This window comes from Pseudomonas sp. V88_4 (assembly GCF_029967985.1).
GTDB classification, from domain to species: Bacteria; Pseudomonadota; Gammaproteobacteria; order Pseudomonadales; family Pseudomonadaceae; genus Aquipseudomonas; species Aquipseudomonas glycinae.
Map to the genome: position 1 here is coordinate 80,579 of NZ_JASCAF010000034.1, position 22,697 is coordinate 103,275.

At 57.8% G+C, this 22,697-nt stretch carries 28 protein-coding genes and 1 pseudogene; 9 read left to right on the forward strand and 20 right to left on the reverse strand.

Annotated elements, in window-relative coordinates:
* Window position 1: 1 nt before the first annotated feature.
* From QLG12_RS11820 to QLG12_RS11830, 3 genes are all read right to left on the reverse strand, one after another.
* Window positions 2-1,018: an ABC transporter substrate-binding protein gene (locus tag QLG12_RS11820; RefSeq protein WP_197867698.1), complete on the reverse strand. Its 1,017-nt coding sequence runs from the start codon at window positions 1,016-1,018 to the stop codon at window positions 2-4.
* Window positions 1,019-1,146: 128 nt separating this feature from the next.
* On the reverse strand, window positions 1,147-1,344 hold the full coding sequence (locus QLG12_RS11825; protein WP_011334693.1) for a hypothetical protein: 198 nt from the start codon (window positions 1,342-1,344) through the stop codon (window positions 1,147-1,149).
* The gene (locus tag QLG12_RS11830) at window positions 1,341-1,811 is read right to left on the reverse strand and encodes a hypothetical protein (protein ID WP_084776909.1); all 471 of its coding nucleotides are present in this window, start codon (window positions 1,809-1,811) and stop codon (window positions 1,341-1,343) included. The genes QLG12_RS11825 and QLG12_RS11830 overlap by 4 nt, the downstream gene beginning before the upstream one ends.
* On the opposite strand from QLG12_RS11830, the gene QLG12_RS11835 reads away from it, so the two are divergent.
* The 3 genes from QLG12_RS11835 to QLG12_RS11845 all read left to right on the forward strand — a co-directional run bounded on the left by QLG12_RS11835 (window position 1,785) and on the right by QLG12_RS11845 (window position 2,758).
* Window positions 1,785-2,039 carry a hypothetical protein gene (locus tag QLG12_RS11835; RefSeq protein ID WP_197867697.1) on the forward strand — a complete coding sequence of 85 codons (255 nt, stop codon included), beginning with the start codon at window positions 1,785-1,787 and terminating at the stop codon, window positions 2,037-2,039. The two genes, QLG12_RS11830 and QLG12_RS11835, sit on opposite strands and share 27 nt — an antisense overlap.
* 180 nt (window positions 2,040-2,219) lie before the next feature.
* Window positions 2,220-2,483, forward strand: a complete 264-nt coding sequence (locus QLG12_RS11840; protein WP_064379445.1) for a hypothetical protein — start codon at window positions 2,220-2,222, stop codon at window positions 2,481-2,483.
* A 38-nt stretch (window positions 2,484-2,521) separates the two neighbouring features.
* Complete coding sequence (locus QLG12_RS11845; RefSeq protein WP_064379447.1) at window positions 2,522-2,758, forward strand: DUF2789 family protein; 237 nt, start codon at window positions 2,522-2,524, stop codon at window positions 2,756-2,758.
* A 6-nt stretch (window positions 2,759-2,764) separates the two neighbouring features.
* On the opposite strand, the gene QLG12_RS11850 is transcribed toward QLG12_RS11845, so the two are convergent.
* From QLG12_RS11850 to QLG12_RS11860, 3 genes are all read right to left on the reverse strand, one after another.
* Window positions 2,765-2,968 carry a hypothetical protein gene (locus tag QLG12_RS11850; RefSeq protein ID WP_108562462.1) on the reverse strand — a complete coding sequence of 68 codons (204 nt, stop codon included), beginning with the start codon at window positions 2,966-2,968 and terminating at the stop codon, window positions 2,765-2,767.
* A 113-nt stretch (window positions 2,969-3,081) separates the two neighbouring features.
* Window positions 3,082-4,686, reverse strand: a complete 1,605-nt coding sequence (locus QLG12_RS11855; RefSeq protein ID WP_282474563.1) for a methyl-accepting chemotaxis protein — start codon at window positions 4,684-4,686, stop codon at window positions 3,082-3,084.
* A gap of 228 nt (window positions 4,687-4,914) precedes the next feature.
* Complete coding sequence (locus tag QLG12_RS11860) at window positions 4,915-5,319, reverse strand: TraR/DksA C4-type zinc finger protein (protein ID WP_011334700.1); 405 nt, start codon at window positions 5,317-5,319, stop codon at window positions 4,915-4,917.
* Window positions 5,320-5,729: 410 nt separating this feature from the next.
* Here QLG12_RS11860 and QLG12_RS11865 point away from each other — a divergent pair, with 410 nt between their 5' ends.
* The 3 genes from QLG12_RS11865 to QLG12_RS11875 all read left to right on the forward strand — a co-directional run bounded on the left by QLG12_RS11865 (window position 5,730) and on the right by QLG12_RS11875 (window position 7,753).
* Complete coding sequence (locus tag QLG12_RS11865) at window positions 5,730-6,335, forward strand: glutathione S-transferase (RefSeq protein WP_282474564.1); 606 nt, start codon at window positions 5,730-5,732, stop codon at window positions 6,333-6,335.
* Window positions 6,336-6,337: 2 nt separating this feature from the next.
* Complete coding sequence (locus QLG12_RS11870; protein ID WP_282474565.1) at window positions 6,338-7,441, forward strand: DNA alkylation repair protein; 1,104 nt, start codon at window positions 6,338-6,340, stop codon at window positions 7,439-7,441.
* Window positions 7,442-7,513: 72 nt separating this feature from the next.
* Window positions 7,514-7,753 (forward strand): hypothetical protein, encoded by a 240-nt coding sequence (locus QLG12_RS11875; protein WP_011334704.1) that lies wholly within the window; start codon window positions 7,514-7,516, stop codon window positions 7,751-7,753.
* 143 nt (window positions 7,754-7,896) lie between these two features.
* Here QLG12_RS11875 and QLG12_RS11880 read toward each other — a convergent pair whose 3' ends face one another.
* The 4 genes and pseudogenes from QLG12_RS11880 to QLG12_RS11895 form a co-directional block, all read right to left on the reverse strand.
* Entirely contained in the window at window positions 7,897-8,196 is a 300-nt protein-coding gene (locus QLG12_RS11880; RefSeq protein ID WP_282474566.1) for a hypothetical protein, read from the reverse strand.
* A 118-nt stretch (window positions 8,197-8,314) separates the two neighbouring features.
* Window positions 8,315-8,971, reverse strand: a complete 657-nt coding sequence (locus QLG12_RS11885) for a DUF2931 family protein (RefSeq protein ID WP_197867693.1) — start codon at window positions 8,969-8,971, stop codon at window positions 8,315-8,317.
* Window positions 8,971-10,513, reverse strand: a pseudogene (locus QLG12_RS11890) (DUF2235 domain-containing protein). Before QLG12_RS11890 ends, QLG12_RS11885 begins: the two are co-directional and overlap by 1 nt.
* A 245-nt stretch (window positions 10,514-10,758) precedes the next feature.
* Window positions 10,759-11,028 carry a hypothetical protein gene (locus QLG12_RS11895; protein WP_064379459.1) on the reverse strand — a complete coding sequence of 90 codons (270 nt, stop codon included), beginning with the start codon at window positions 11,026-11,028 and terminating at the stop codon, window positions 10,759-10,761.
* A gap of 289 nt (window positions 11,029-11,317) precedes the next feature.
* On the opposite strand from QLG12_RS11895, the gene QLG12_RS11900 reads away from it, so the two are divergent.
* Window positions 11,318-11,677, forward strand: a complete 360-nt coding sequence (locus QLG12_RS11900) for a hypothetical protein (RefSeq protein WP_197867691.1) — start codon at window positions 11,318-11,320, stop codon at window positions 11,675-11,677.
* A gap of 68 nt (window positions 11,678-11,745) precedes the next feature.
* Here QLG12_RS11900 and QLG12_RS11905 read toward each other — a convergent pair whose 3' ends face one another.
* The 6 genes from QLG12_RS11905 to QLG12_RS11930 all read right to left on the reverse strand — a co-directional run bounded on the left by QLG12_RS11905 (window position 11,746) and on the right by QLG12_RS11930 (window position 16,132).
* Window positions 11,746-12,108, reverse strand: a complete 363-nt coding sequence (locus QLG12_RS11905; RefSeq protein WP_282474567.1) for a DUF6124 family protein — start codon at window positions 12,106-12,108, stop codon at window positions 11,746-11,748.
* A 418-nt stretch (window positions 12,109-12,526) separates the two neighbouring features.
* Complete coding sequence (locus QLG12_RS11910) at window positions 12,527-12,856, reverse strand: antibiotic biosynthesis monooxygenase (protein ID WP_197867689.1); 330 nt, start codon at window positions 12,854-12,856, stop codon at window positions 12,527-12,529.
* On the reverse strand, window positions 12,853-13,848 hold the full coding sequence (locus QLG12_RS11915) for a zinc-dependent alcohol dehydrogenase family protein (protein ID WP_282474568.1): 996 nt from the start codon (window positions 13,846-13,848) through the stop codon (window positions 12,853-12,855). Before QLG12_RS11915 ends, QLG12_RS11910 begins: the two co-directional genes overlap by 4 nt.
* 63 nt (window positions 13,849-13,911) lie before the next feature.
* Window positions 13,912-14,214 carry a metalloregulator ArsR/SmtB family transcription factor gene (locus QLG12_RS11920; RefSeq protein ID WP_007950555.1) on the reverse strand — a complete coding sequence of 101 codons (303 nt, stop codon included), beginning with the start codon at window positions 14,212-14,214 and terminating at the stop codon, window positions 13,912-13,914.
* Between the two features lie 89 nt (window positions 14,215-14,303).
* The gene (locus QLG12_RS11925; RefSeq protein WP_236195060.1) at window positions 14,304-15,188 is read right to left on the reverse strand and encodes a universal stress protein; all 885 of its coding nucleotides are present in this window, start codon (window positions 15,186-15,188) and stop codon (window positions 14,304-14,306) included.
* Window positions 15,185-16,132, reverse strand: coding sequence for a universal stress protein (locus QLG12_RS11930; RefSeq protein ID WP_197867686.1), 948 nt, complete (start codon window positions 16,130-16,132; stop codon window positions 15,185-15,187). Before QLG12_RS11930 ends, QLG12_RS11925 begins: the two co-directional genes overlap by 4 nt.
* A 204-nt stretch (window positions 16,133-16,336) precedes the next feature.
* Here QLG12_RS11930 and QLG12_RS11935 point away from each other — a divergent pair, with 204 nt between their 5' ends.
* On the forward strand, window positions 16,337-16,900 hold the full coding sequence (locus QLG12_RS11935) for a GNAT family N-acetyltransferase (protein ID WP_282474569.1): 564 nt from the start codon (window positions 16,337-16,339) through the stop codon (window positions 16,898-16,900).
* Between the two features lie 49 nt (window positions 16,901-16,949).
* Here the strand turns inward: QLG12_RS11935 and QLG12_RS11940 are convergent, their stop codons facing one another.
* The 3 genes from QLG12_RS11940 to QLG12_RS11950 all read right to left on the reverse strand — a co-directional run bounded on the left by QLG12_RS11940 (window position 16,950) and on the right by QLG12_RS11950 (window position 20,316).
* Window positions 16,950-17,867, reverse strand: coding sequence for a universal stress protein (locus QLG12_RS11940; protein ID WP_197867684.1), 918 nt, complete (start codon window positions 17,865-17,867; stop codon window positions 16,950-16,952).
* 88 nt (window positions 17,868-17,955) lie between these two features.
* Complete coding sequence (locus QLG12_RS11945; RefSeq protein ID WP_282474570.1) at window positions 17,956-19,206, reverse strand: DUF4010 domain-containing protein; 1,251 nt, start codon at window positions 19,204-19,206, stop codon at window positions 17,956-17,958.
* 189 nt (window positions 19,207-19,395) lie between these two features.
* Window positions 19,396-20,316, reverse strand: a complete 921-nt coding sequence (locus tag QLG12_RS11950) for a universal stress protein (RefSeq protein ID WP_197867682.1) — start codon at window positions 20,314-20,316, stop codon at window positions 19,396-19,398.
* A gap of 323 nt (window positions 20,317-20,639) precedes the next feature.
* On the opposite strand from QLG12_RS11950, the gene fnr reads away from it, so the two are divergent.
* Complete coding sequence (fnr, locus tag QLG12_RS11955) at window positions 20,640-21,383, forward strand: fumarate/nitrate reduction transcriptional regulator Fnr (RefSeq protein WP_282474571.1); 744 nt, start codon at window positions 20,640-20,642, stop codon at window positions 21,381-21,383.
* A 25-nt stretch (window positions 21,384-21,408) separates the two neighbouring features.
* Here the strand turns inward: fnr and QLG12_RS11960 are convergent, their stop codons facing one another.
* Window positions 21,409-22,482 carry an NAD(P)-dependent alcohol dehydrogenase gene (locus QLG12_RS11960; protein WP_282474572.1) on the reverse strand — a complete coding sequence of 358 codons (1,074 nt, stop codon included), beginning with the start codon at window positions 22,480-22,482 and terminating at the stop codon, window positions 21,409-21,411.
* Between the last annotated feature and the right edge of the window lie 215 nt (window positions 22,483-22,697).

Here is a 22,697-nt window from a genome sequence, read left to right on the forward strand (position 1 = left end):
TCTATTTCAAATCAGCTGAAACCTTATCTGCCACATCCTTCGGCAACCACGCCTGCCACACATCCGGATGCGCCTTCATGAACGCTGTCGCCGCATCCCGAGGTGGCGTATGTTTTTCACTCATCTCTGCCAGCGCCTTGTTCAGGTCATCAATCGGAAAATCGACCTTGCTGAAGAACTCGGCAATCTGCGGATACTGTTTCTGGAACGGCGTGGACACCCCGATCGACAGCTTCGAGGCGAGTGAACGGGTCGGTTTCGGATTGGGATTATCGGCGTCGGTCAGGGTCTTCCACGCCTCGGCATCAAACGGCGGCTCTTCCAGCTGGATCAGCTTGAACTTGCCGAGCAACGGTGTCGGCGACCAGTAATAGAACAGCACCGGTTTGCCCCGACGGATCGATGAACTGATCTCGGCATCGAGCGCCGCACCGGAGCCGCTGCGGAAATTGGTGAAGTCATCCTGCAAGCCATAGGCCGTAAGCTTCTGCTTGTTCACCACCTCCGACGTCCAGCCGATCGGGCTGTTGAGGAACCGGCCCTTGCTCGGGGATTCCGGGTCCTTGAACACATCCTTGTACTTCTTCAGATCGCTGACGCTGCGCAGGTCCGGCGCCAGTGGCTTGATGCCCTTGGCCGGGTCGCCCTTGATCACGTATTCCGGCACCCACCAGCCCTCGGTGGCGCCTTTGACCGTGTCACCCAGGCTGGCGACCTTGCCTTCGGCCTCGGCCTTGACCCACACCGGACTGCGCCCGGCCCATTCTTCGCCGATGACCTGTATGTCATTGTTGGCCAATGCGGTCTCCAGCGTGATGGTGGTGCCCGGCAAAGTATCGGTCGGAAGCCCATAGCCCTTCTCGACAATGATCCGCAGGACATCGGTAATCAGGCTGCCGCTTTCCCAGTTCAGATCGGCGAAGTGGATCGGCGCCTGCGCCGCGCTCACCGCAGGCATCACCGTCATCAAACCGAATGTGGTCAACCCGGCGGCAAGCAACCGTCGAAATCCGTTCATGCTTTTGCACCTCGTGCCGTTCACAGCAATAGCAGGATGGCCTGACAGAAGACCGCAAGCCTCTGAATACTCAGTCAACTGACTGTAGACGAGGTTCCTGCTTTTTCAGGGGCATGACACGGACAAGGCTACTTTTCAGACATTTCCTGCAGGCTCTTCAGCTCGCGTCTGACCATGCTGGCGTATTCCGCAGGCTGCAAGGCGTAGATTTGCGAAGCGACCCAACCCAGCCAAGCGCCCTTCAGTTCGGCCTTTGCAACGAACAACCGACGTGCTTCTTCGCGGGCACTGTCGAGGTTCTGCAAATGGAAATCGGCGCGACTCACTCGCTGGCCTTGAAGGTCACCAGTTCGCCCTTGCGCCACTTGGCGGCTTTGGCGGTGACGGCTTTCAGGGTCTTGGTCAGGCCTTCCTGTAACTGCTCGTTGGCGGCGAACACGGTGAACGCGCTGTGGCCTTCCTTGAACACGATGGCATGGCCGTCGGCCGTGGTGACAAACGCATAATCGCCCAGACCGTACACGGTCATTTTGATTTCGCGAAAGCGGATGTCCATCTTGCCGCCTTCACGGCTCGGCAGCACCGACGCGCTGAAATGATCGCCGACCTTGAGCTTGAGGCCAGGTTTGTCATCGACCACCAATGCGCTTTCGGTGTCGATCTCGGCAACGTAAATGCCTTCGGCGTTTTGCTCGGTGATGTAAACAAAACGCGATTGAAACTGCTTGACCAGCTTTGCCCGCAAATCACCCAGCACGAACAAAGCATGCATATCGAGGTTACTGACTGCCAAAGAAACATCCCCACACTTGAAAAGAGTGCCGTAAGCGAAAAGCGCGCACGGCAGAAAAAATCGGCCTGGCCGAAGGTGTTGCGCGATGACTCGAATGTACGCCTGAGCGAACGAAGTGCTTATTCAACGCAAGTTGCACAAGACTACTGGAATGCCCCTCGCGAAACCCGCAAAGACGTTCTCCAAATGTTGAAGAAAAACGCATCACGGCTGGCCAGAGAAAACTGACTACGAACTTTAGGGAAAAAACTCACCAAGAAAAGCACTTTTCCGACATATCGCACGCAAAAAATTGCTTTAGATAGCGCCATGCCGTCAACAGGTGTTGGCGATTCTAGAGCAGCGATGCTGTTCGCGACTACCCGCAACACCCTGTAAATGCGGGCCAATCCATGAAAAGGACTTCACATGTGCACTTTGACGCATTTTGCCGTGACTCACGAACCAGCCTTTGCCTTGAACACTCCCACCTTCGAGACCGTTTCCACAATCGAGTCTTGCACTCACGAACCGCTGTTTCAGGTGATCCCGGCGGGCAATGGCTTTTTCCATATCAGGGAAAAGTCGACGGGGCTTGTCAGAGGTTTCCGGGAGAATCACAACGCCGCCTGCGCCCTCGCCCGTTCACTGGAATCAAGAATCGAACTCCTGGCCAGCGAGCCCCTCAGATAAAGAGAGTGATCGACCCGCCAACCTTCAAGGAGCACACCATGGAACTGCCTGCGTACAACCTGACAACCCTGTTCGACCAATTAGGGCTGCCTTCGGAGGAAACGGCGATTGACGACTTCATCGAAGCCCATCCGCTGGAACCCGATACGAAACTGATTGACGCAGAATTCTGGAGCCCGCAACAGGCGCAGTTGCTCAAGGAATGGCTGCGTGCCGATGGCGAGGAAGCGGTAATGGTCGACGAGCTGAATGTGCGCCTGCACCGGGGCAAATGATTTCGGTCAGTGCAGGCTGTCTCCGGATCTCGCCCCCAATTGCGCGAGCCAGGCAGCCCTGCACTCCTCGGCTTCATCGCGACTGGCGAAAGCCGTGCCGCGCTGCTCGCCATTGAGCAATACCACCCAGCAGACACTTTGCCCCATCGCACGCAGACCGGCGGGTACACCGCTGCCGATCATCACCGCGACATCGACTCTGCATTGCATGCTGACCTCCAAAATTCATTAGCAACCTAACTATGCAGGCATGTTAATGATTTGGATAAAGAGGAAACAGCGACGGTGCTGCACAGCTTAATTGCAATTCCGGCAACAATGCCTCAGCGCGGACTCTCCGGTTTGTAGCCCAGACGCAACCCTCCCCAGTGCCGGCCCTTGACCATGATCGGCACCGACAGGTCGTGCATGAGCTCGCCGGTATCGCGGGTGTAGGTCTGCAACAGCACGGGTTGCTGATGGCTGCCGCAGCGAATCCCGGTACGGTCGGCGAATTTGCGTTTGGTGCGATTGTTGACGGTATCGACCTGCACATCTCCGGTCAGCGGCCGGCTGAACGCCTGATTGTGCGTCGGCACATAACCGTGCTGTGTGCAGGCGATGGCGAACACCAGACCTTCGTGACGCGGCAGTAACGGCTCCTGAATGGCCGGCAGCACCTGATCGGTGTAGCGGTCGAAACGGGTCTGGAACTTGGCCGGCTGGGTGTCCGGAATCGGCTGATACTGGCGGTCGAAGAGGTCTTCAAGGCTGATACGACCTTGCTCGACATCGGCTTCGAACCGCACGGCAATCTGACTGGCTCCTTCACGGGCAAGGTCGTAGATGCGTTGGTGATAGTCATCCAGCCCGACTTCGGCCAGGCGTTCGCTGATGGTTTCCGCCTGCCCTTCCATCTGTACGGCCGCGTCGGCCAGACGACGTGTCTGCTGGTCGCTGATAGCCAGATCGCTGCGCATCTGCTCGATGGCAGCGAACAGACTGTCGAGCTGTTCGCGATTGGTTTCCGCGCCCCTGGCGATTTCGCCCACCTGGCTTTCGACCCCGGCCGCCAGTCGTGCGATGTTTTCCAGGTGCTGACCGGTGTGCTCAACCTGCTCGACACCCGTGTGTAAATCGTCGGAGAGCTGGCGGATCTGCTCCACCACCTGCGCCGTGCGTTGCTGAATGTCGGCGACCATTTCCCCCACCTCACCGGTGGCCGTCGCGGTACGAGCCGCCAGGCCGCGCACTTCGTCCGCCACCACTGCAAATCCACGACCGTGCTCGCCGGCCCGAGCTGCTTCAATCGCGGCGTTCAATGCAAGAAGGTTGGTCTGGCTGGCGATGGACTGAATCACCAGCGTCACGCGCTGAATGTCATCACTGCGCTGACTCAAGGCTTCGATCAGTTCACGGCTGGCATTGGCGCGCTGGCTGAGCTGATGCATACGCGAAATCGAGTCCACCAGTTCGGTGCGCCCCGCCGCGCTGCTGTGATGGGCTTCGCTGGCTGCGCCCAAGGCTTCACGGCTGAGCTGCGAAGTGGCCTGTTCAGTGGCGATCATGACTTCAGCGTTATTGACGATCTGCGCGGCGGCGTCGAGTTGCGATTGCAACTTGCCGGCCAGCTCCTTGACGGAAAACGCCACGCCAGCGGCTGACAGCGCGTTATGGCTGGTGGTGTAGGAAAGGTCGCGAGTCAGCTCGGACATCGCGCTGCTGCTGTCGACCGGTTGAGCATCGGGGACCGCCCGAGAACGCAGGCGCGGCAGCCAGACGATCAGCACCGCCAGCGGCATGCTGACGTACAAGGGCCATTCGCCCAGGCTCATCCCGGCCAGCAACAGCATCAGGGCGATGCTTTGCAGGGTCGGCGTCAGCCAGCGATTCTTCGGCAAAACAACTGGTGCAGGCAGAGCCGCAACCAGAGATCCATCTCTCGTCATTTCGTTACCCCACGCTTGTTCTCATTGTTGTGGCTGCATTAAACGCCACTACAACGCCATTATCCATGGTCCGTTAGTCGTGGGTCTGTGGCAGGTCAATGGAATTGTGCGGGAGCTTTCCGGCAGACGAGAAAAAGCAAAGATCGCAGCCTTTTGCAGTTCCCGATGGAGCTGCAAAAGGCTGCGATCTTTTCGCGACGACCCGTATTGAAGGGGTCGCCTCAGGAATCAGGCCTGACGCTGGTGCTTGTCGATCTGCTCGTGCCGCTCTTGAGCTTCGATGCAGTACTTGGTGGTCGGGCTGATCAGCAGGCGTTTCAGGCCGATAGGCTCGCCGCTGTCGTCGCACCAGCCGAAGCTGTCTTCCTTGATACGCTCAAGGGCCTGCTCGAGTTGCGGCAGCATGCGCTGGTCGCGATCGATCGCGTTTACCAGCCAGGTGCGCTCTTCTTCCACCGATGCGGCGTCCGCCGGGTCAGCCGGGGTGTCCAGGCTTTCGATGGCAATACGGTTCTGCTCAATGCGCTCATGGGTTTCGACTTTCATGTTCTGCAACAGCTCTTGAAAGAAAGCTTGTTGCTCGGCATTCATGTAGTCATCTGCCGGCATGGCCAGCAACTTGTCCTTTGTCATTGATATCTCTATAAAAAACGTGCATTAAGGCGAATTAGGGAGCGTTCCGGCGAACCGTCTGCGTTCATCGGAAAGGCATCGTTTATTGCAAACGCCACCCGGCACTCAATTTACGAAGGGGCGGCAGTCTAAGGCTCGTTTGAGGCCTCAGCAACTGTAAATACCGGGAATTTGTCCGACAAGGCCCGGAAACTGCTCTGACACAGGCTTCACAGCGCTCATCGGAGTGCGTTTATAGCAAGAAATTCAGTCGAGCGGCTGTATATAGAAGACAAACGTCGGACGAGCGGCGCTTTGTCGCAATTCGTTACGGTCTTTCACCGCAAAACCCACCCCCTCGCAAAGACTGACAAATCCCCCCTACCTCAGCTACGTTATGCCCTCCCCGGTTCGACTTGAAGGAACGCGTCATGAAACTGATCGGCATGCTGGACTCCCCTTACGTGCGCCGCGTGGCGATCTCCGCCAAGTGCCTGGGCATCGAACTGGAACACGATCCGATCTCGGTGTTCCGTCACTTCGAGCGCTTCCAGCAGATCAACCCGGTGGTCAAGGCGCCGACCCTGGTCCTTGACGATGGCGAAGTGCTGATCGACTCGACGCTGATCCTCGACTACCTCGAAGCCCTGTCCGGCAAAACCCTGCTGCCGTCCGACTTATCGCAACGGGTCAAAGCCCTGCGCCTGATCGGCCTGGGTCTTGCCGCCTGCGAAAAAGCCGTGCAGCTCTACTACGAACGCAACCTGCGCCCGGCCGACATTCAATACCAGCCGTGGGTCGAGCGCGTCGAAGGCCAACTCGCCGCCGCCTTCACCGCCCTCGAACACGAACTCGAAAAACACCCGCTGCCCACCGACGGCTCTCTCCAGCAGGACGGTATCACCCTGGCCGTCGCCTGGAGCTTCACCGGCCTCGTCGTCCCCGACCAGATCGACGCGGACCGCTTCCCGCGCATCGCCCAATACACCGCGTACGCCGAAAGCACCCAGGCGTTCATCAGCACCCCGATGACCTGACCATGAGCACAACCGAAACCGGCGCCCCGGCCCTGAAGGAAATCTTCAACGCCGAACGCCTGCAACACATCGCCACTGAAATGAGCGCCGTGTACCCGGCGTTCAAGGCCAAGGCCTTTCTCAAGCACGCCAACGACGGCCTGGCCGACCTCTCCGTCATGCAACGCATGGCCCGCGTCAGCGAAAGCCTGCACCACGTACTGCCGCTGGACTACGAAGATTCCCTCGCCGTACTACGCGAACTCGCCCCACGCCTGAACAGCGGCTTCGTCAGCATGTGCCTGCCGCACTACGTCGCGAGCTACGGCGCGCACGCGTTCGACACTTCGATGGAAGCCCTGAAGTACTTCACCACCTTCGGCTCCTCCGAATTCGCCATCCGCCACTTCCTGCGCAGCGACCTGGAACGCTCGCTGGAGTTGATGCACGACTGGGCGCGAGACGAAAACCACCACGTCCGAAGACTAGCAAGCGAAGGCAGCCGTCCGCGCCTGCCGTGGTCGTTTCGACTGGAACCAGTGCAGGCTGATCCGCTGTTGGCTGCCGGGATACTTGATCGGTTGAAGGCCGATGAAAGTTTGTACGTGCGCAAGTCCGTGGCGAATCATTTGAATGACGTGACGAAAGAGCATCCGGAGTGGGTGCTGGATACGGTTGAGGGGTGGTCGCTGGACAACAGGCACACGGCGTGGATTGCCAAACATGCGTTGCGGAGTTTGATCAAACAGGGGAATTCTCGGGCGCTTACGGTTATAGGCGCTGGGGCGAAGGCTGAGGTTGAGTTGCTGGATGTGAAGGTGGAGCCGGCGGTTGTGCGGCTTGGGGAGACGATTACCTTGTCGTTTACGGTGCGATCGTTGGTGCCAGTTGAACAGCGGTTGGTGATTGATTATGCGATTGACTATGTGAAGGCGAATGGCGGGACTTCGGCCAAGGTTTTCAAATTGAAGACGTTGGTGTTGGCGGAGTTTGGGAGTGAGGTTGTGACCCGGCGGCAGGTGATCAAGGATTTCACTACGCGGAAGCATTATGCGGGGGTGCATGCGGTGCATGTGGTGGTAAATGGGGAGCGGTTGGGGAGTACAGCGGTTGACATCGATTTTTGACGGACTGAAAGATTCTCTCTGACGTTGCTCTCGTACGTGGACTAGCCAACAAAAAAATCCAAGGACCTGGCCATGAAGCTTAAACAAATAGTCGATTGCTTTTTTAAATATGCGATTGAACGGAGAAATCCGTACAGCAGCTTCCCCCTTACCACTGAAATCGATGAGTTTGGCGGGCCGTATGTTGAAATTTCCGACTCAGGAAAACTGGCTATCGTTGCGCGAGATCGCGGTTATGAAGTGTTGAGAAAAGAGACAACATCACCAGAGGAGCTGGCTAAATGGGTGTATGAAATGTTCAACAAGAGATAAAACTTCACACCTATGCGTCATTCCGACTAATCCAACTCGACGCTTTCAACTCTTCGCAACCGATCAAAAATTTACGACTTTACTTTCTGACTGATTTTGACCAAAAGTATCTAAACACGCTTGGCACCCCTTCACAGCCGGCTTCAGGCGGGAAGGAAGGTCAAACTGTCAAGATTGATCTCGGCGTAAGAACCTATATCCCCCTTGTAAAGCGAGACCTTGGACACGCCCAGCTCGGACTGTAAAAGCTCGACTAACGTTCTTAGCTTTTTGTTTTTAGACATCGACGTCGGACGCACTACCGCTGCCTGTCCGGGTTCGTCATCGTAAATCCTGATCAGAAACAAATCCTCTTCGCTCTGTATTTCGTAGTTATAACCACGATACTCATACCCGAGGTCGTGGTCGACGTCATCAAAGCGAGTAGCTTTTATTATCTTCAAAGTGGCATCCAGTATTCGATCACTATAGAAGGATCATTTCAAAAAATAAAAATGGGGACGCATCTATTTATCAAAAGACCCACCCTGTATTTTTCCGACTCGCCTCCATTTTCAAGAATTACCAACTGCCATACGGAATGCCAAATTTCTCGATGTAGCGCTTGGACTTTTCACTTACCGGATAAGCGTAACGTCCTTCATTCTTCCCCTGACTAGGCCCTAACGGTTCGATCTCTGCTTGCGCCCGAGCGACCTTGATCGCCTTGTGACACGCGTCTTTAACCCAAGCCTGCACCACCCCTCCGGGCGCCAGCCCCAAGTAAACCGACGCCATAAACCGCGCCTCTCGTTCAGGTGTTTGCGGGCAACGTTTGCTGGTGGATTCCACCATCAATTGTCTGGCGTGTTCTGGAATATCCACCCAGGCTTGCCAGGTTTTCTTTTCAACGATTGACTGCCATCGAACATATATCCGCACGGGAAGATCGGCACCCACCACTCGTTTTCCGCTGCCGTCCACGATGGACCAGCCGCGAGCCGACTCGGTGCCGTCCTCAGGTTCACCACCGGCTGCGGAGCCGCCATTGGCCTTGAAGTAGACCTTGCCGGTAACGTCCTGCACAGAACTGTCCTCCACCCAAACCTGCATGTAATCAGGTTCGATGAATGCCAATTCCCACCATTCGGATTTGGGGTCGTTTTTACCTGATAGCGGGTCAGCAGACTGGCAGCCCGCCATGAACAACGCGCAAAACAGGGTGACAAGTAATTTCATTACCAGAGCGTCCAGTCAGGTACGTGAGGATGTTGTACGCGAATTGAGTCTGCGGTAGGAGCATTGATGTAGACCGCTCTCATTCCGCTGCCATCTCTGCGGCCAAGGGGATGGTTCCAGTTTGCGGACGTGTGAATGTACTTCAGTTTCAACAGCTTTTCTTCTTGCGGAGTAGCGCTGTAGTCGCCTGCCAAGTACCGATCACACAATGGTTGAAGCTCTGAAGGAACAGCCAGCTCAGGTGTATCCGGGATGTCTTTAAAGCGAACGCCCTTCTCTTTCGCCAATTGGTGCATCAAGCGCAGGTACACCCGGGAGAGCATGCCACTCACCGGACGTTTTAGTTGGACGGCGACGTACACGCGCTTTAGGCGTGGACTGAGCCGATCTTGTAACGCATGAGGCAAGGGCAACGCAGCTGGCGTGACAATCTCCAGCATTTCCGCAGGCCAACCTTTGGCAAGCAACTGATCCTTCACTATCTCTGCATCACGATAAATCGAGGTTGTCACAACATCAGTATTCTGCGACACGTCCAAGCTTTGCATTGGACTGACGAGTACATTCTCTTGTGCTTCTTCGAGGTAACCACCCCCAAGGTCGGAATGAACTCCCGGTAAAACGATTTCTAAATGATCGGGCTTGACGCGACTCAAAGCGAAATTCGCCCGACATTCATCGCGCGCAGTCAGTTGGACGACATCGCTGAAATAACGACGATCCAAGTACAACCTGATGCCAGTGGCAACAGGGCTTTTGATATTGCCCAAATTCGACCATCCAGCAATCGAGGGTACGGTGTCGAACAGACCAATGAAGCCCATGTTGATGCTGCTTTTGTATTGATCATTGAAAGTAGAACTGAATCCTCTCGCATTACTGCGCATCACATCCCCAAGAGGGCCCTGCTTTCCGCGTGCAATTTCATTGGCAAAATGCCGAGCGGCAGCAGCTCCACGACTGAAACCGAACGTATCGAATGTCAGAGAAGTAATTTCGCTCTCAGGATGGCTAGCCAGTACCCCTTCGATACGCAGTTTGATCTCTGAAAACGAAAGCTGAACACGACCGGCAACCCCCGTCTCACCTCGACCAGTGCCGGCCCCAAGCGTGCTGTCCTCCATGCCTGAGCGAGTACCGATCCCCTCGACATACACCATGCGAAAGGCTTGCTTCTGCGCCCCCTCTCCTTCGGCTTTCTGAGGTGCGTAATATCAAGTCACTCAGTTTCTGCACATTGCTGGTGTCATTGCCGTAGCTGCTGTCCGGATCTTTCATGAACGGCTTGCAACTGGCATCAATGTCTTGAGCAGCAATGGGATGATGGGCACCGCAAAGTAACCCCGCCGCAGCATTATTGGCATTATTCCCCGTCCCATCGAAGAACACTCCGATCCGCAGGGCAATGCCGATTTTTTCACGTGCCGATGCCGGTTCCTTCCCGTGTTTCTCGTATTCAGCCCAACGCTGGGCATGAATGTCGACGGGGTCGGTTCCTTTGTTGCGATAGTTTTTAGGCGGGTTGGGAATGTAGCCACTCAATCCTTGATTCCTCGTTCTGATCCTTGAGAACGGGCCGAAGGGTGACAGTCGATGCGGGGTGGCGCAAGCCGTGGCCCAGTGCCAGCGCTTGGCTTCATGCGGAGAAGAACGGCTCCTCTTCTCACCGCAGAATTGGGTTTATGCCTTGAGATACAAGTAATCCAGCGCCTGACTCACAGCCAACCTCACAACAAGCGCTGGTGCGCACTCGCCACGCAAGTCACGCACCAGGCCTATCTGAACAGTTACCACTGGCCGCTTACGAGACAGCCGACGATTTCCCAACCGCTGTATTCCCACCAGGAATATCGATCATCGGAGCAACTTCTGGCCAGACTGGCCATATGGATTTCGCCCGCTGTTTGTTGGGTACCGAAAGGCGTGCCAATAGAAGCTGTTACTTGATTGACAGTTTGAGGAGCCTTAAGGGTGGTCGGATGTACGGAAGCATTCGCAACGGTGGCGGTGAAAGCGAGCGTTGCGGATACGGCCAGAGCAGTGATGGACTTTTTCATTTTCGAATCCTTTCAGTTATCTGACATGCGGCTTGTGCATTGGCCTGACCTGCCTTAATCAATAATCTGAACAGATCGGGCGCTCGTAAAAAGCCTACCACCGCGCTACCGGCTGCACAGTCGCTCAACTGTGCTATTGACAAGCTGATGGAGTGAGGGGAGAGATTTTTTCGAAAGCTCAAGACTCGGGCAACGCGCCGGGTTCTTTTCCTGTCTATCACCCTGTGTGCAATGGTGGCGCCACGCCCCGAATGATAAGGTTCAGCCTCAAAACCAGGGACGAAACCTCGTGCACAAACAATCTCTTGCAGCCGCCGCGATAACCTTCACCATCAGCCTTTCCGCTCTCGCCTCTCCTGTGCCGCAGGAAGAGCTCGAAGAATGCCAACGAATAGAAAACTCGGCCAAACAGGTCATGAAAACCAGGCAGCAAGGCGTACCCATGGATTCGGTGTGGGAATTGGCCGAAGCGGCAGGTAAGCAGAACGAGTATGTGGGTGAAGTGTTCAAGTCGTTGATCCGCGAGGCGTACGAGATTCCTCAATACTCAAGCGAGAGCTTGCAGCAGAAAGCGATCAGCGATTTCCATTCCAATTTCTACAAGGCTTGCATCGTGACGGCGGAAAAGAGAGCAAACGCAAACGGCTGAGCTCAAACAAACAAAAAAGGGAGCAGATTCAGGTAATGAATCTGCTCCCTTTTTACTGAAGTACAGCCTTAAGTCTTCGGTTCGACGTTATCCAACGCCTGATTTACCGCCAATTCCCCGAGCATCACAATCTGCGAAATCCCTATCGCAGTCTTACGGTGAGAGGGCTCCAGCGTGGCCGCAAAGTTGTTGAGCATTTCGCTGGCCGAACCGAGAGATTCACTGGCGTTGGCGAGCAGGGATTCAGTGTCGTACGCCGGATTGGCCATATACATCGGATCGTGTTTGTGATGACTCCCCATAACCCGTTGCTGGGGAGTGAGGTAATGGTCGAGCGCGCGTTCGGCTGCCTCGTTCAGGGTTCGGGAGTCGGGGAATTTGTAGGGTGAAACCGGATCGGTTTCCGGGGGATTCGGTGTGGGTTTGATCATGGTGAAACTCCTGATTTTCAATAGGAGCTACCAGCATCACTTGCAGATGATGGGTGGCAGCCATGTGCGGGTCTGCAAGACCGGGAAACCAGGCACCCGGCAGACCCGAGGGTCTCCCGCACAAAGCCGCCATTGAGCGGACGCAAACGAGCGCCCTGTTAGCAGGCTGTGCGACTGGTTTTCCGGCGGGCTTGCAGACCCGATCACTGATGGGCAGTGACGGGAATCAAGTTACGGTCGGGGGTCCAGACGCACAAGCCGGCGGATTCTGTCTTAGGTGTAGGGCATGGCGCAAGGCGCTGTGGGCATCCGGGTGTGGCTGCATGGCTGATTTAAACAAACCAATGCACCTAGCGTTTAACTGCGGACAAAAGCCGGACTGTCACCGAGTCCGGCTCGCTCGTCACAAAAGCATGTTTCAGTTTCCGGGCCAAAGCGCCCCATCACCTTGGCCAGCCGTAAAAGCCGCCCCCTCAATGTGATAAACCTGCGGCTCCTCCGAAAAATACCCCTCCAGCCCCAGCATAAAGACCCTGTGATCTTCACCTGCCTCAAAATCCGTATGAGCCTCAAGCGACTCCCACCGCACGATCAAGTTGAACCGCTCCGGCGTTTCAATCCCCTGCGCAAGCATGTGCCCGCCGTACCCGTTCGCGCGGCGGAGTAAAGGTGCAACCTCGGCAAATGCACGTCTGAACTCATCAATGCCTTCTGCGTGAACAGGCAACAAAGCGACCTCATAAATCATGACGCATCCCCCACAGAACCCGAACGAGGCGCCGGCACAACCGCAATCGCGATCTTCCCTTGAAGACCATTATTAGGACTTTCCAACCGCGCATGGGCCAGCGAAATCTCCGCAAGCGAATACACCGCGCCAACATGTGGCCGCAGTTGACCGCGTTCCACCAGGGCACTCAATTCATCGAGCTTGCCGCGGTTCTGGCGGGTGAAAACGAAGTGATAGCTCGCGTTCTTGCCCCACGCCTGAACGAGGTTTTGTGGCCGGGCGATGTCGACGATCGAGACCACGCGGCCAAGTTGCGCGAGTGCGTCGGGGCTGCGCGACAGGGTGTCGCCGCCGATGGTGTCGAACACCACGTCCACTCCGAGGCCATTGGTTTCCCGCAGGATGGCGTCGACGTAGTCGTCCTTTTCGTAGTCGATGATCACATCGGCGCCCATGCGGCGGACGAACTCGGCATTTGCTTCACGCGCGGTCGTGAACACTTTGGCGCCCATCGCTTTGGCGAGCTGGATGGCGACGTGTCCGACGCCGCCTGCGCCACCATGGATCAAGATGCTCTCCCCCACTCTGAGCGCTGCCCGCACGATCAAGGCTTCCCATGCTGTCCCACCGACCAGGCTCAAGCTGGCAGCTTCGAGGTGGCTCAGCGAGGAAGGCTTTTTGCCGATGATGCTGGCGGACGCCACGTGGTAGTCGGCATAGCTGCCGGGGCCGTCGAAGATTTGCGGCGTGTACCAGACGTCGTCGCCCGGCGCGAAAGCCGTCACGCCGGGGCCAACCGCCTCGACTACGCCGGAGACGTCATGTCCGGTGATGGCCGGCAGTTGCACCAGATCCTGATAGTCGCCGCGTCGGACTTGATAATCCAATGGATTGATCGAGGTGGCGTGTACCCGGACCAGCACCTGCCCCGCTTCCGGCACGGGCTTGGGTATGTCGCAGAGTTGGAACGATTCAGAGTTGCCAAATGATTCAAGCAGCATCGCTTTCATGGTGAATCCTCGTATCGACAATAAGGGATATCGAGATATCTCGATATCATGCGGTAAATTTTTTTACAGCTCTTTCCCTATAACCTCGGCCAAGGCGCTGATGTTGGCTTCATTGCGCTTGTAGTAGGTCCACTGACCGATGCGCCTGACTTCAACCAGGCCCACACGCTGCAGCGTTGCAAGATAACCGGACACCGTTGACTGCGAGAGTCCGATGCCCTCTTGAATACTGCTCACACACACGCCCACCGTGTGAACGTCGCCCTCGTCCTGCGGGGGGAAGTTCTTTACGGGGTCTTTCAAGCCTTTCAGGATTTCAAGCCGTACCGGGTTTGAGAGTGCTTTGAATACTTCGATCAGGTCCATGCGGCGAGAATATCGAGATTACTCGATATGTCAATACGCTGTTTGACCAACGGAAAGCATCTCGCCTGCCGAGAGCTTGGCAACGCTCGTCAAACCGCCAGAACGCAGCAAGGTACCTGGTAAAGAATGTGCTCGGTGGTACTGCCCAACCATTTGCTCAAGCCCCGGTTGCGAACTCTTCCCATCACGATGACATCGACATGCTGCTCGTCGGCGAACTCGCTCAGCACAGTGACTGGCCGGCCTTCAACGAAGTGGCGCTGACTGGAGGCCACACCGAAATGCCCGGCCAGTCGAAGAAACGATTTTTGCAGGTCCTCGCGCAGTGACCGAGTCAGCTCGGTCAAGGGCGATCCTCCCATGTCCGCCAGGTACGCGGCGGAAATATCGCAGGCATAGAGCAAGTGCAACTCGGCGTCGCACTGAATGGCCAGGGCACTGGCCTGCCGGATGATCTGCTCGTTCAACGAGTTGTCGGCGGACTCGATATCCGACACCTCGACCGCCGCCAGCACTTTACGAGGCAATACATAGCCGCTTCCGCCCACCAGATACACAGGTACCGGACAATCGCGCAGCAATTGCCAGTCCAGCGGCGTGTAAAACGCGCGCCTGAGGGCCGACACCTGTTCGATTTCCTTGATCAGCAGATCGGGCCCATACGCTTTGACATGATCAAGGATGCGCTGCTCCACATCAGCGGCCCATTCCACTTCGGTGGTCACCTCGATCCGCCTGCCGCGCAGATTGACCGCCCGGGCTTCCAGCGTCTGCCGGTGTTCCTCAAGAAATGCTTCGCGTGCCTGTGACCGGTTGCCTGTTTCAAGCAGTGACAAACCGTCGAGCGATGGAATCAGCGCCAATATGTGCAAGCGCGCGCCACTGGCCTTTGCCAGCGCCGCGGCATGGTTGATCGCAGCGGACTCGCGCAGGAGCGGATTGATGATCAGCAACAACCGTTGATACTGGCTCATAGAGACCTCTCGTGAGATCCAGGACTTTGCACTTCGGTTCGAACGACCGGCCCCACCGCCAGGATGCTGCCGGGTACCGAATACAGCGCCCGCTCGGTATTGCTACCCATCAACCGGTCAATACCTGCGCGGTGCATCGTACCCATCACGACCACATCCGCCAGGTATTGCTCGACAAACTCGCTGATGACTGGCACCGGCAACCCCATCACAAAATGGCGTCGCTCGGGCGGGATCCCGTAGCGATCGGCGAGGTTGATGAAAGCCTGGTGCAGGGACTGCCGCAGCTCCTCGACAAAATCCACTCCCCATCCGGCACCGACCAGCGGCGCGTCGCCATTGAAGGCCGGTGACAGGTCATAGGCGTAGAGCAGGTGCATGGGCGCGTCACATTGCGCGGCGAGCGCGTTGGCGGTCTGAATGATGGTGTCATTCAGACCGCTGATCTGGGTCTCGGGATCGAACGGATCCACGGCCGCCACGATCCGATGCGGCAGGCTGTAACGGACCTCGTTGACCAGATGCACGGGCACCGGACATTCGCGCAGCAAATGGCAATCCAGCGGCGTTATGAAAACCCGCTTCAGGAGGGGTTCGAGCGTCACATCCTTGATCAGCAAATCAGGTTTGAGGTCTGCGACAGCCCGCAGGATATCCAGCAGCGCGTGGGTGGTGAACACCACGTTCACCGTCACCTTCAGTCCCTGTTCCGAGAGTTGCTCAAGCTGATCGGCTACCCAGCGACGGTGGTGGCGCAGATAGCGCTGATACCCGACCTCATCGATTTTGTCCTCCCACAGGCGAACCACGGGTGCCGGTTCAGCGAAGACCCGAACGTCCAGCGCCGCCCCGCTCGCCTTGGCCAGCGCCACCGCGCGCAGCATGGCGGGCGTCTGATGCAGGGTCTGGTCGGCGACCAGCAGCAAACGTTGATATTGCCCCATCACACACCTCCGCAAGACAACCGCAGGCTTTGAGACTGAGCCTGCGCCACTGGCACGCAGTTGATTTACATCAACTTCGGACCATTCAACATCGCCGGTCTCTGACCCAGATCAGATTCCTGCCCATTGAGCGGCGTAGAAAGAAAGCGACTGCAGGGCGTTGTGTCCCGCACCCGTCTTTAGAACCGCAAGGAGGGTCTCCTCATGCTCACCGTCAAAGACCACAACGAACGAGCCGCCAATGCCTATGCCTCGATCGCCGGGCAACACTGGATCGAAGCACTCAGGGACGGTCGCCATGTGCTGATCCGGCCCCTTTCGGAAAAGGATCGGGAACGCGAGTATGCGTTCATCCAACGCTTGTCTCCCGAGTCGCGACACATGCGTTTTCTGGCGCAGATCAACGAACCGTCGGGCACGATGCTGGATCAATTGATGGATACCTATAGTCGCCTGCGCCTGGCCTACGTGGCGCTGGTGCACGACAACGGCCAATTGATCGAGATCGGCGTAAGCCGCTATGCCGCCACGGGTGAACACGAGTGCGAATGCGCCGTTACCGTTGCCGATGAATGGACGCATCTGGGGCTGGGGACCTTGTTGATGGAGCACTTGATCACCGCGGCGCGCAAGAATGGAATGCATCGGATGTATTCGGTCGATGCCGCCAGCAATGCTGCCATGCGCGATCTGGCGCGGGCGCTGGGATTCGAACGGCACAATGACCCCGACGATCCCCGCCAGGTCATTCACAGCCTGTACTTGTAGCCTCTGTCGCCGGCGAACGTCCGTACGGGCGATCGCCGGTGCTCCGACGCTAGAGCCCCCTGCCCGGCTTGATCGCCAACACACTGCACGGTGCCCGGTGCAAGAGCTGTTCGGCCGTGGTGCCCAAGAGTTTGCTCATCCCTTTGTTCTGCACCGTCCCCGCCACGATCACGTCGACGTTTTGCTCTTCGACAAATCGGCAAATGGCCGGCACCGGCACACCTTCGATGAAATGACGACACGCCTTCGACACGCCATGACGCTCGGCCATCGCGGCAAACGCCTCATGCTGTGCTGTGCCCAGTGCCTCGTAGATACCGGTGGCCAGCGGCAACGCACCAAACCCGAAGTCTTGCGCATAGGCGGCGGTCCAATCGTAGACGTGCAACAACTGCAGCCGGGCATTGCACACCTCGGCCAGCTTTGATGCGGCATCGATAATCTGGTCGTTGAACACCAGATCCTGATCTTCGCTGCGCAGTACGTCGATGATCGCCAGAACATGCCGGGGATGAGGGTTCAAGGCGTTGGTCACGAGGTGTACCGGGATCGGGCAATCGCGCAGCAGTTGCCAGTCCAGCGGGGTAAAAAACACTCGTTTCAGGACCGACTCTTCGTGGGCATCCCTGATGATCATCACCAGCGGTATTTCATTGATGAATTGCAGAATCTCCGCGTAAGGGTCCTGAACCCAGACCACTTCGCTCGTGACAACGATCCCGTGTCCACGCATCCGTGTTGCCTGTTCTTCAAGCCAGTGGCGATGCTTCTCCAGGTAGGCGTCACGGGCCACGGCCACCTGCTCGGGGGCAAACAGCCCGGCCACGGCCAGCGCCTGTAAATAATCGAATGCCACGATATGCAGCGGTCTTTGCAGCGCCTGCGCCAATGCCAAGGCACGATCGAATGCCGGCGTGTGGTGCATGGCGGGCGGAGCGATCAGCAGCAGGCGGGGTTCCTGTGACATGGTGCACCTCGGCATTGAGCGATGGCAGGGAATGAGTATCAGGCTGCCCCTTTTACCGACGACCACTTTGATTTTTGTCAGTGTCCGGTCAAATCGTCGCTCGTTCCACCAGCAGACCGGCCCACATGGCAGCGGTCAGCAGAATCTGACCGGGTATGACATACGCGGCAAAACGGCGCCCGCCACTGATCCAGGCCACCAGGCATTTGCTCAATGCGTTACTGCTGACCGCCAGCAGCACGGGCGGCGCAATGGCGGCGTAATCCAACAGTCCACCCTTGGCGAGGGTGGCAATCGACGCCGTGGAAGAATGAGCATCGGCGAATCCGCTGAGTACGGCAGTCAGCATCACGCCCGCCTCGCCAAATTGGTCGAGCATCAGCGAAGACAAAAACGTCACGCCGGCCATGGTCAACGTGACCGCCAGCGCGAGCTTGAGATTGAATGCCCCGCCGACCTTGATCGGCTGGTGCGCAGCGACCGCAGGCCTGGGGAACAGCAGGCCCAGGCTGAACAGCAGCGTAACGCCGAATCCGGCCAGCAATGGCCCCCACAGGTGCGGCAACAGCGCAGTGTCGACCGCGCCGAGGATCAGCGCGACCTGCGCCGCCGTGGCCAGGTTCGACAGCAGGGCCGCCGCACTCAATACCTTGAGGTGCTCCGGGTCTTTGCGGGCGATATGCCCCATCGCCGCAATCGTCATGGTGCTGGAGGCGAAACCGGACGCGATGGCGCTGACCGCGTAGCCATAGCGCACACCCAGCGTGCGCACGGCGATATGCCCGATGGCGCCGACGGCCATCAGCAACACGGTCAATGTACAAAGGGTGCGCAGGTTGAGTGCCGAGTAGGGACCGATGAACCGGTCAGGCGTCAGCGGCAACACCACCAATGCTGCGATCAGCAGCACCAACCCATCGCGCATCTCCGCTTCGCTCAACTGGCTGCGGGCGAAGTGATGGAGTTTCTGCCGGTAAGCCAGCAGCCCCGCCATGACCACGCCAATGGCGATCGCCAATTCCGGCGCTGTGCCGCATAGCGCGCCCAGTGTCAGCACCGTGAGCAAGGCCACTTCGCTGGTCAGCCCCGGATCACTGCTCAGGCTGCGCCAGTAAGCCACGCTGATCAGCACCGCCAGACAGCCGCCCACGATGCCCAACAGCAGTGCGCCGCCCACTTGCATCGCGACGTAACCCAGCAGCGCCGTGATCGCGAACGTGCGCAACCCGGCACAGGCACGGCTGTCGCCGCGCCCTTTGTGCCGCTCGCGCTCCAGACCGACCAGCATGCCGATACCCAGCGCCGCGGCGGCCCCCGCCAGACCCAGTGCGTCACTCATAAAGGGATCGGACCATCGGCATACGTGATCCCGGGACGCTTATTGACCGGCGCCTTTTCGGCAATCGCTGGCCACACGTGGGCCGCATCGATCCGTGACTTGAGTTGATCGATAACATCATTGAAATACCTCCTCCGGCCGCAACCACCGTTGTTTCTCATCCAGTGCAAACTCGGCAGTACCCCGCATTCACTCGCAGGGCTGCGGCGGTTTGACGATCATCAGACTGCAGGGAGCCTGGTTCAACACGCTTTCGACGGTACTGCCGATGAATCGGTGTGTACCGTCGGGATACAGCGTGCCCAGCACCACCATGTCGAAAGCGTGCTGCCGGGCAAACAGGCCGATGACCTTTTGCGGGATGCCGGTCAGCAAGTGTCTGCATGAACTCTGGATGCCATAGCGTTCAGCGAGTGCTTCGAAAGCTTCTTGCTGGGCGTCCTCGATGGCGTCTTTCAGACTGCCATCCAGGCTGCCTGTCGGCACGCTGATGGCCCCGTCGTCGATGACCGCCCAGCAACCGACATTGAGCAGATGCAGCGCCGCGCCGCAACCGGCCGCCAGCGTGCAGGCAAGGTCAAGTATCCGGTCGTTCAACCCTTGCGTCAGTTCTTCCAGATGCGACAGATCGACCGCCGCAAGAATTTTCATTGGCCTGGCATGCCCGGCGCTTGTCACCAGGTGCAGGTGTGCCGGACATTCGCGCAGCAAGCGCCAGTCCAGCGGGCGATGGAAAGCCCGGTCGAGTGCAGGGACGTAATGGGTATCCTTGATGACCAGGTCCGGATGAAAGTCTTTCACGTACTCAAGCACGTGCGCCAGGTTCGATCTGGCCCAGACCACTTCAGTGGTCACGTTCAGGCCAATGCATCGTTTGAAGCGGGCCTGCTGCTCCAGCCAGTGCCGATGCACTTGCAGATACCCTTCCCGCGCCTGGGCCATTGCCTCGGGTGCAAACAGCCCGGCCGCTGCCAGCACCGGGACATAATCGAACGCGACGATATGCAACAGTGCTCCGTTTGCAAGAGCCAGCGCACAGGCGCGTTCAAAAGCCGGGGTCTGGGTCATTTCGCCAGGGGCTATCAATAGAATGCGTTTGAGTTTGAGCACCACGTGCCTCTCCCTGAAACGTTTACCTGGATGATTGAAAAGCTGATTTCCTGAAGAGCGACATGAGCGGGGATTTTCCTCTCAGCCTGATCACGATCAGGAATTCTGCTGCTCAAGTATCGGCAGGCATTCTTCTGGCTCACTGATTTTTATCAACTTGATCGCAGTGATGTGCCCCCAGTCACTCACAACTTGTTTCTGATGCGCGAGGACGTTTTGACTGACTCGGATCCATTCGTCGTTTAACGGCGGCCGACAAGGCTTTTTCCGTGTCAATGGCGTCCCGAGAACTATGATCAACAATTCATGGTGAGGGCTTTGCGGTGGCAGAAACTCGCTCGTATCGCGATCAATACCTCAAAACGGCGTGCTCCCGGTGCAGCGTGCTGGAGCTGTGTCTACCGCTCGGCTTGAACGGTGGAGAAATCGAGCGTCTGGACACGCTGATCGCCCAGCGACTGAAGGTCAAAAAAGGCGCGGCACTCTACCGGGCCGGTGATCCTTTGCGTTCCCTCTATGCCGTGCGGCTGGGGTCATTCAAGACCAGCGTGCTGTCGATCGATGGCCGCGAGCAAGTCACCGGGTTCCAGATTGCCGGTGAAATGCTCGGTCTGGATGCCATCAGTTCGGATCTGCACACCTGCGACGCGGTCGCGCTGGAGGACAGCGAAGTCTGCCCCATCCCTTTTGGCCAGCTGGAAAAACTGGCCCGGGAGCTGCCGTCACTGCAGCACAACCTGAACAGGATCCTCAGCCGGGAGATCGTTCGCGATCACGACATGCTGATGATGCTGGGCAACATGAGCTCGGATGAACGCCTGGCAGCGTTTCTGTTGAACCTGTCGCAACGCTTGAGCGCTCGTGGTTATTCGTCGCGCAGCTTTGTGTTGAAGATGCGTCGTGAGGAAATCGGCTCCTACCTGGGCCTGCGTCTCGAAACCATCTGTCGCGGCATCGCCCACCTGCGCGACCAAAAACTGGTGGAGATTACCGGCCGCGACGTCACCATTCAGAACATGGAGGGGCTCAAGCAGTTGATCGTCGGCTGCCATCGTCACCCGCAGTGAGCGTGCCGACGGGCCGGATGCGCCTTCACGGGGTAATCGCCACCTTCATCACACCGTCACGCTGGTGTGCAAACAAATCGTAGGCCGCTTCAATGTCATCCAGTTTGAACCGGTGGGTCACCAACGGTGAAAGGTCAACCATGCCGCTCTGCACGACCGCCATCAAACGCCGCATACGCTCCTTCCCGCCAGGGCACAGGGTGGTGACGATGCTGTAATCGCCCAACCCGGCCGCAAAGGCGTCGAGCGGAATGCGCAGGTCGCTCGAATACACGCCCAGGCTCGACAAGCGGCCGCCCGGACGCAGCACGCGCAACGCAGATTCAAAGGTACCTTGTGTGCCCAGTGCCTCGATCGCGACATCGACACCGCGCCCATCGGTGAGGGCCATGATCTGCTCGACCACATAGCCGTCCCGGAAATTGACAACATGGGTTGCCCCCAGTCGATGTGCCACTGTCATGCGCTCGGCCACCGCATCGACACCGATGATCGTGCTGGCGCCTTTGAGCCGGGCACCGGCGACTGCACACAGACCAATGGGGCCGAGGGCAAATACAGCGACGCTGTCGCCGATGCTCACCTCGCCCCGTTCGGCACCGGAAAAACCGGTGGACATGATGTCCGGACACATGAGTACCTGCTCATCACTGAGGCCATCAGGAATCGGACAAAGATTGGCCAAGGCATCGGGCACCAGTACGTATTCGGCCTGGCAGCCATCGATGGTGTTGCCGAACTTCCACCCGCCGATGGCCCGGAAACCATGGCGAGTGTCCGGCCCGTCCTGGGAACCACAGCCACATAGGCACGCATAACTTTGCCCGCTGGGAGTGATGGCGCCGGCAATCACGCGCTGCCCTTCAGTGAACCCGCGCACCTGCGACCCCAGACGTTCGATGATCCCCACCGGCTCGTGACCGACCGTCAAACCCTGCGCCACCGGGTATTCGCCGCGCAGGATGTGCACATCCGTACCGCAAATTGTCGTGGTGGTTATCCGGATCAAAGCGTCCAGCGGGCCAACTTCCGGGATCGGTTTGTCATCCAGCACGATGCGATTTTTTTCGACAAAAATGGCAGCTTTCATGGTGGCCATGAGCATTCTCCTGAAGGATTCGACTCGTGGTCAGCCTGCGCCGGGCTGCCAGACCGGCACTTGATAATGATCAACAATCGACGACATCCGCGACGATTGACCACCCGTCTGACCGCGTTCTGCCGACCACCGGTTGTTTGACAAAGATCAAACGTCCACCGCACGCCGGGCGCAGCCTGTAACCATCGGTTCAACGCTTCCTGCCCCAAGGAGAG

What these genes read in the sequence shown, in the direction of transcription:
- QLG12_RS11820 (WP_197867698.1), bottom strand. Translation starts at nt 1,018, where the DNA reads ATGAACGGATTTCGACGGTTGCTTGCCGCCGGGTTGACCACATTCGGT.
- QLG12_RS11835 (WP_197867697.1), top strand. Translation starts at nt 1,785, where the DNA reads ATGCATATCGAGGTTACTGACTGCCAAAGAAACATCCCCACACTTGAA.
- QLG12_RS11840 (WP_064379445.1), top strand. Translation starts at nt 2,220, where the DNA reads ATGTGCACTTTGACGCATTTTGCCGTGACTCACGAACCAGCCTTTGCC.
- QLG12_RS11845 (WP_064379447.1), top strand. Translation starts at nt 2,522, where the DNA reads ATGGAACTGCCTGCGTACAACCTGACAACCCTGTTCGACCAATTAGGG.
- QLG12_RS11850 (WP_108562462.1), bottom strand. Translation starts at nt 2,968, where the DNA reads ATGCAATGCAGAGTCGATGTCGCGGTGATGATCGGCAGCGGTGTACCC.
- QLG12_RS11855 (WP_282474563.1), bottom strand. Translation starts at nt 4,686, where the DNA reads ATGACGAGAGATGGATCTCTGGTTGCGGCTCTGCCTGCACCAGTTGTT.
- QLG12_RS11860 (WP_011334700.1), bottom strand. Translation starts at nt 5,319, where the DNA reads ATGACAAAGGACAAGTTGCTGGCCATGCCGGCAGATGACTACATGAAT.
- QLG12_RS11865 (WP_282474564.1), top strand. Translation starts at nt 5,730, where the DNA reads ATGAAACTGATCGGCATGCTGGACTCCCCTTACGTGCGCCGCGTGGCG.
- QLG12_RS11870 (WP_282474565.1), top strand. Translation starts at nt 6,338, where the DNA reads ATGAGCACAACCGAAACCGGCGCCCCGGCCCTGAAGGAAATCTTCAAC.
- QLG12_RS11875 (WP_011334704.1), top strand. Translation starts at nt 7,514, where the DNA reads ATGAAGCTTAAACAAATAGTCGATTGCTTTTTTAAATATGCGATTGAA.
- QLG12_RS11885 (WP_197867693.1), bottom strand. Translation starts at nt 8,971, where the DNA reads ATGAAATTACTTGTCACCCTGTTTTGCGCGTTGTTCATGGCGGGCTGC.
- QLG12_RS11895 (WP_064379459.1), bottom strand. Translation starts at nt 11,028, where the DNA reads ATGAAAAAGTCCATCACTGCTCTGGCCGTATCCGCAACGCTCGCTTTC.
- QLG12_RS11905 (WP_282474567.1), bottom strand. Translation starts at nt 12,108, where the DNA reads ATGATCAAACCCACACCGAATCCCCCGGAAACCGATCCGGTTTCACCC.
- QLG12_RS11910 (WP_197867689.1), bottom strand. Translation starts at nt 12,856, where the DNA reads ATGATTTATGAGGTCGCTTTGTTGCCTGTTCACGCAGAAGGCATTGAT.
- QLG12_RS11915 (WP_282474568.1), bottom strand. Translation starts at nt 13,848, where the DNA reads ATGAAAGCGATGCTGCTTGAATCATTTGGCAACTCTGAATCGTTCCAA.
- QLG12_RS11920 (WP_007950555.1), bottom strand. Translation starts at nt 14,214, where the DNA reads ATGGACCTGATCGAAGTATTCAAAGCACTCTCAAACCCGGTACGGCTT.
- QLG12_RS11925 (WP_236195060.1), bottom strand. Translation starts at nt 15,188, where the DNA reads ATGAGCCAGTATCAACGGTTGTTGCTGATCATCAATCCGCTCCTGCGC.
- QLG12_RS11930 (WP_197867686.1), bottom strand. Translation starts at nt 16,132, where the DNA reads ATGGGGCAATATCAACGTTTGCTGCTGGTCGCCGACCAGACCCTGCAT.
- QLG12_RS11935 (WP_282474569.1), top strand. Translation starts at nt 16,337, where the DNA reads ATGCTCACCGTCAAAGACCACAACGAACGAGCCGCCAATGCCTATGCC.
- QLG12_RS11940 (WP_197867684.1), bottom strand. Translation starts at nt 17,867, where the DNA reads ATGTCACAGGAACCCCGCCTGCTGCTGATCGCTCCGCCCGCCATGCAC.
- QLG12_RS11945 (WP_282474570.1), bottom strand. Translation starts at nt 19,206, where the DNA reads ATGAGTGACGCACTGGGTCTGGCGGGGGCCGCCGCGGCGCTGGGTATC.
- QLG12_RS11960 (WP_282474572.1), bottom strand. Translation starts at nt 22,482, where the DNA reads ATGGCCACCATGAAAGCTGCCATTTTTGTCGAAAAAAATCGCATCGTG.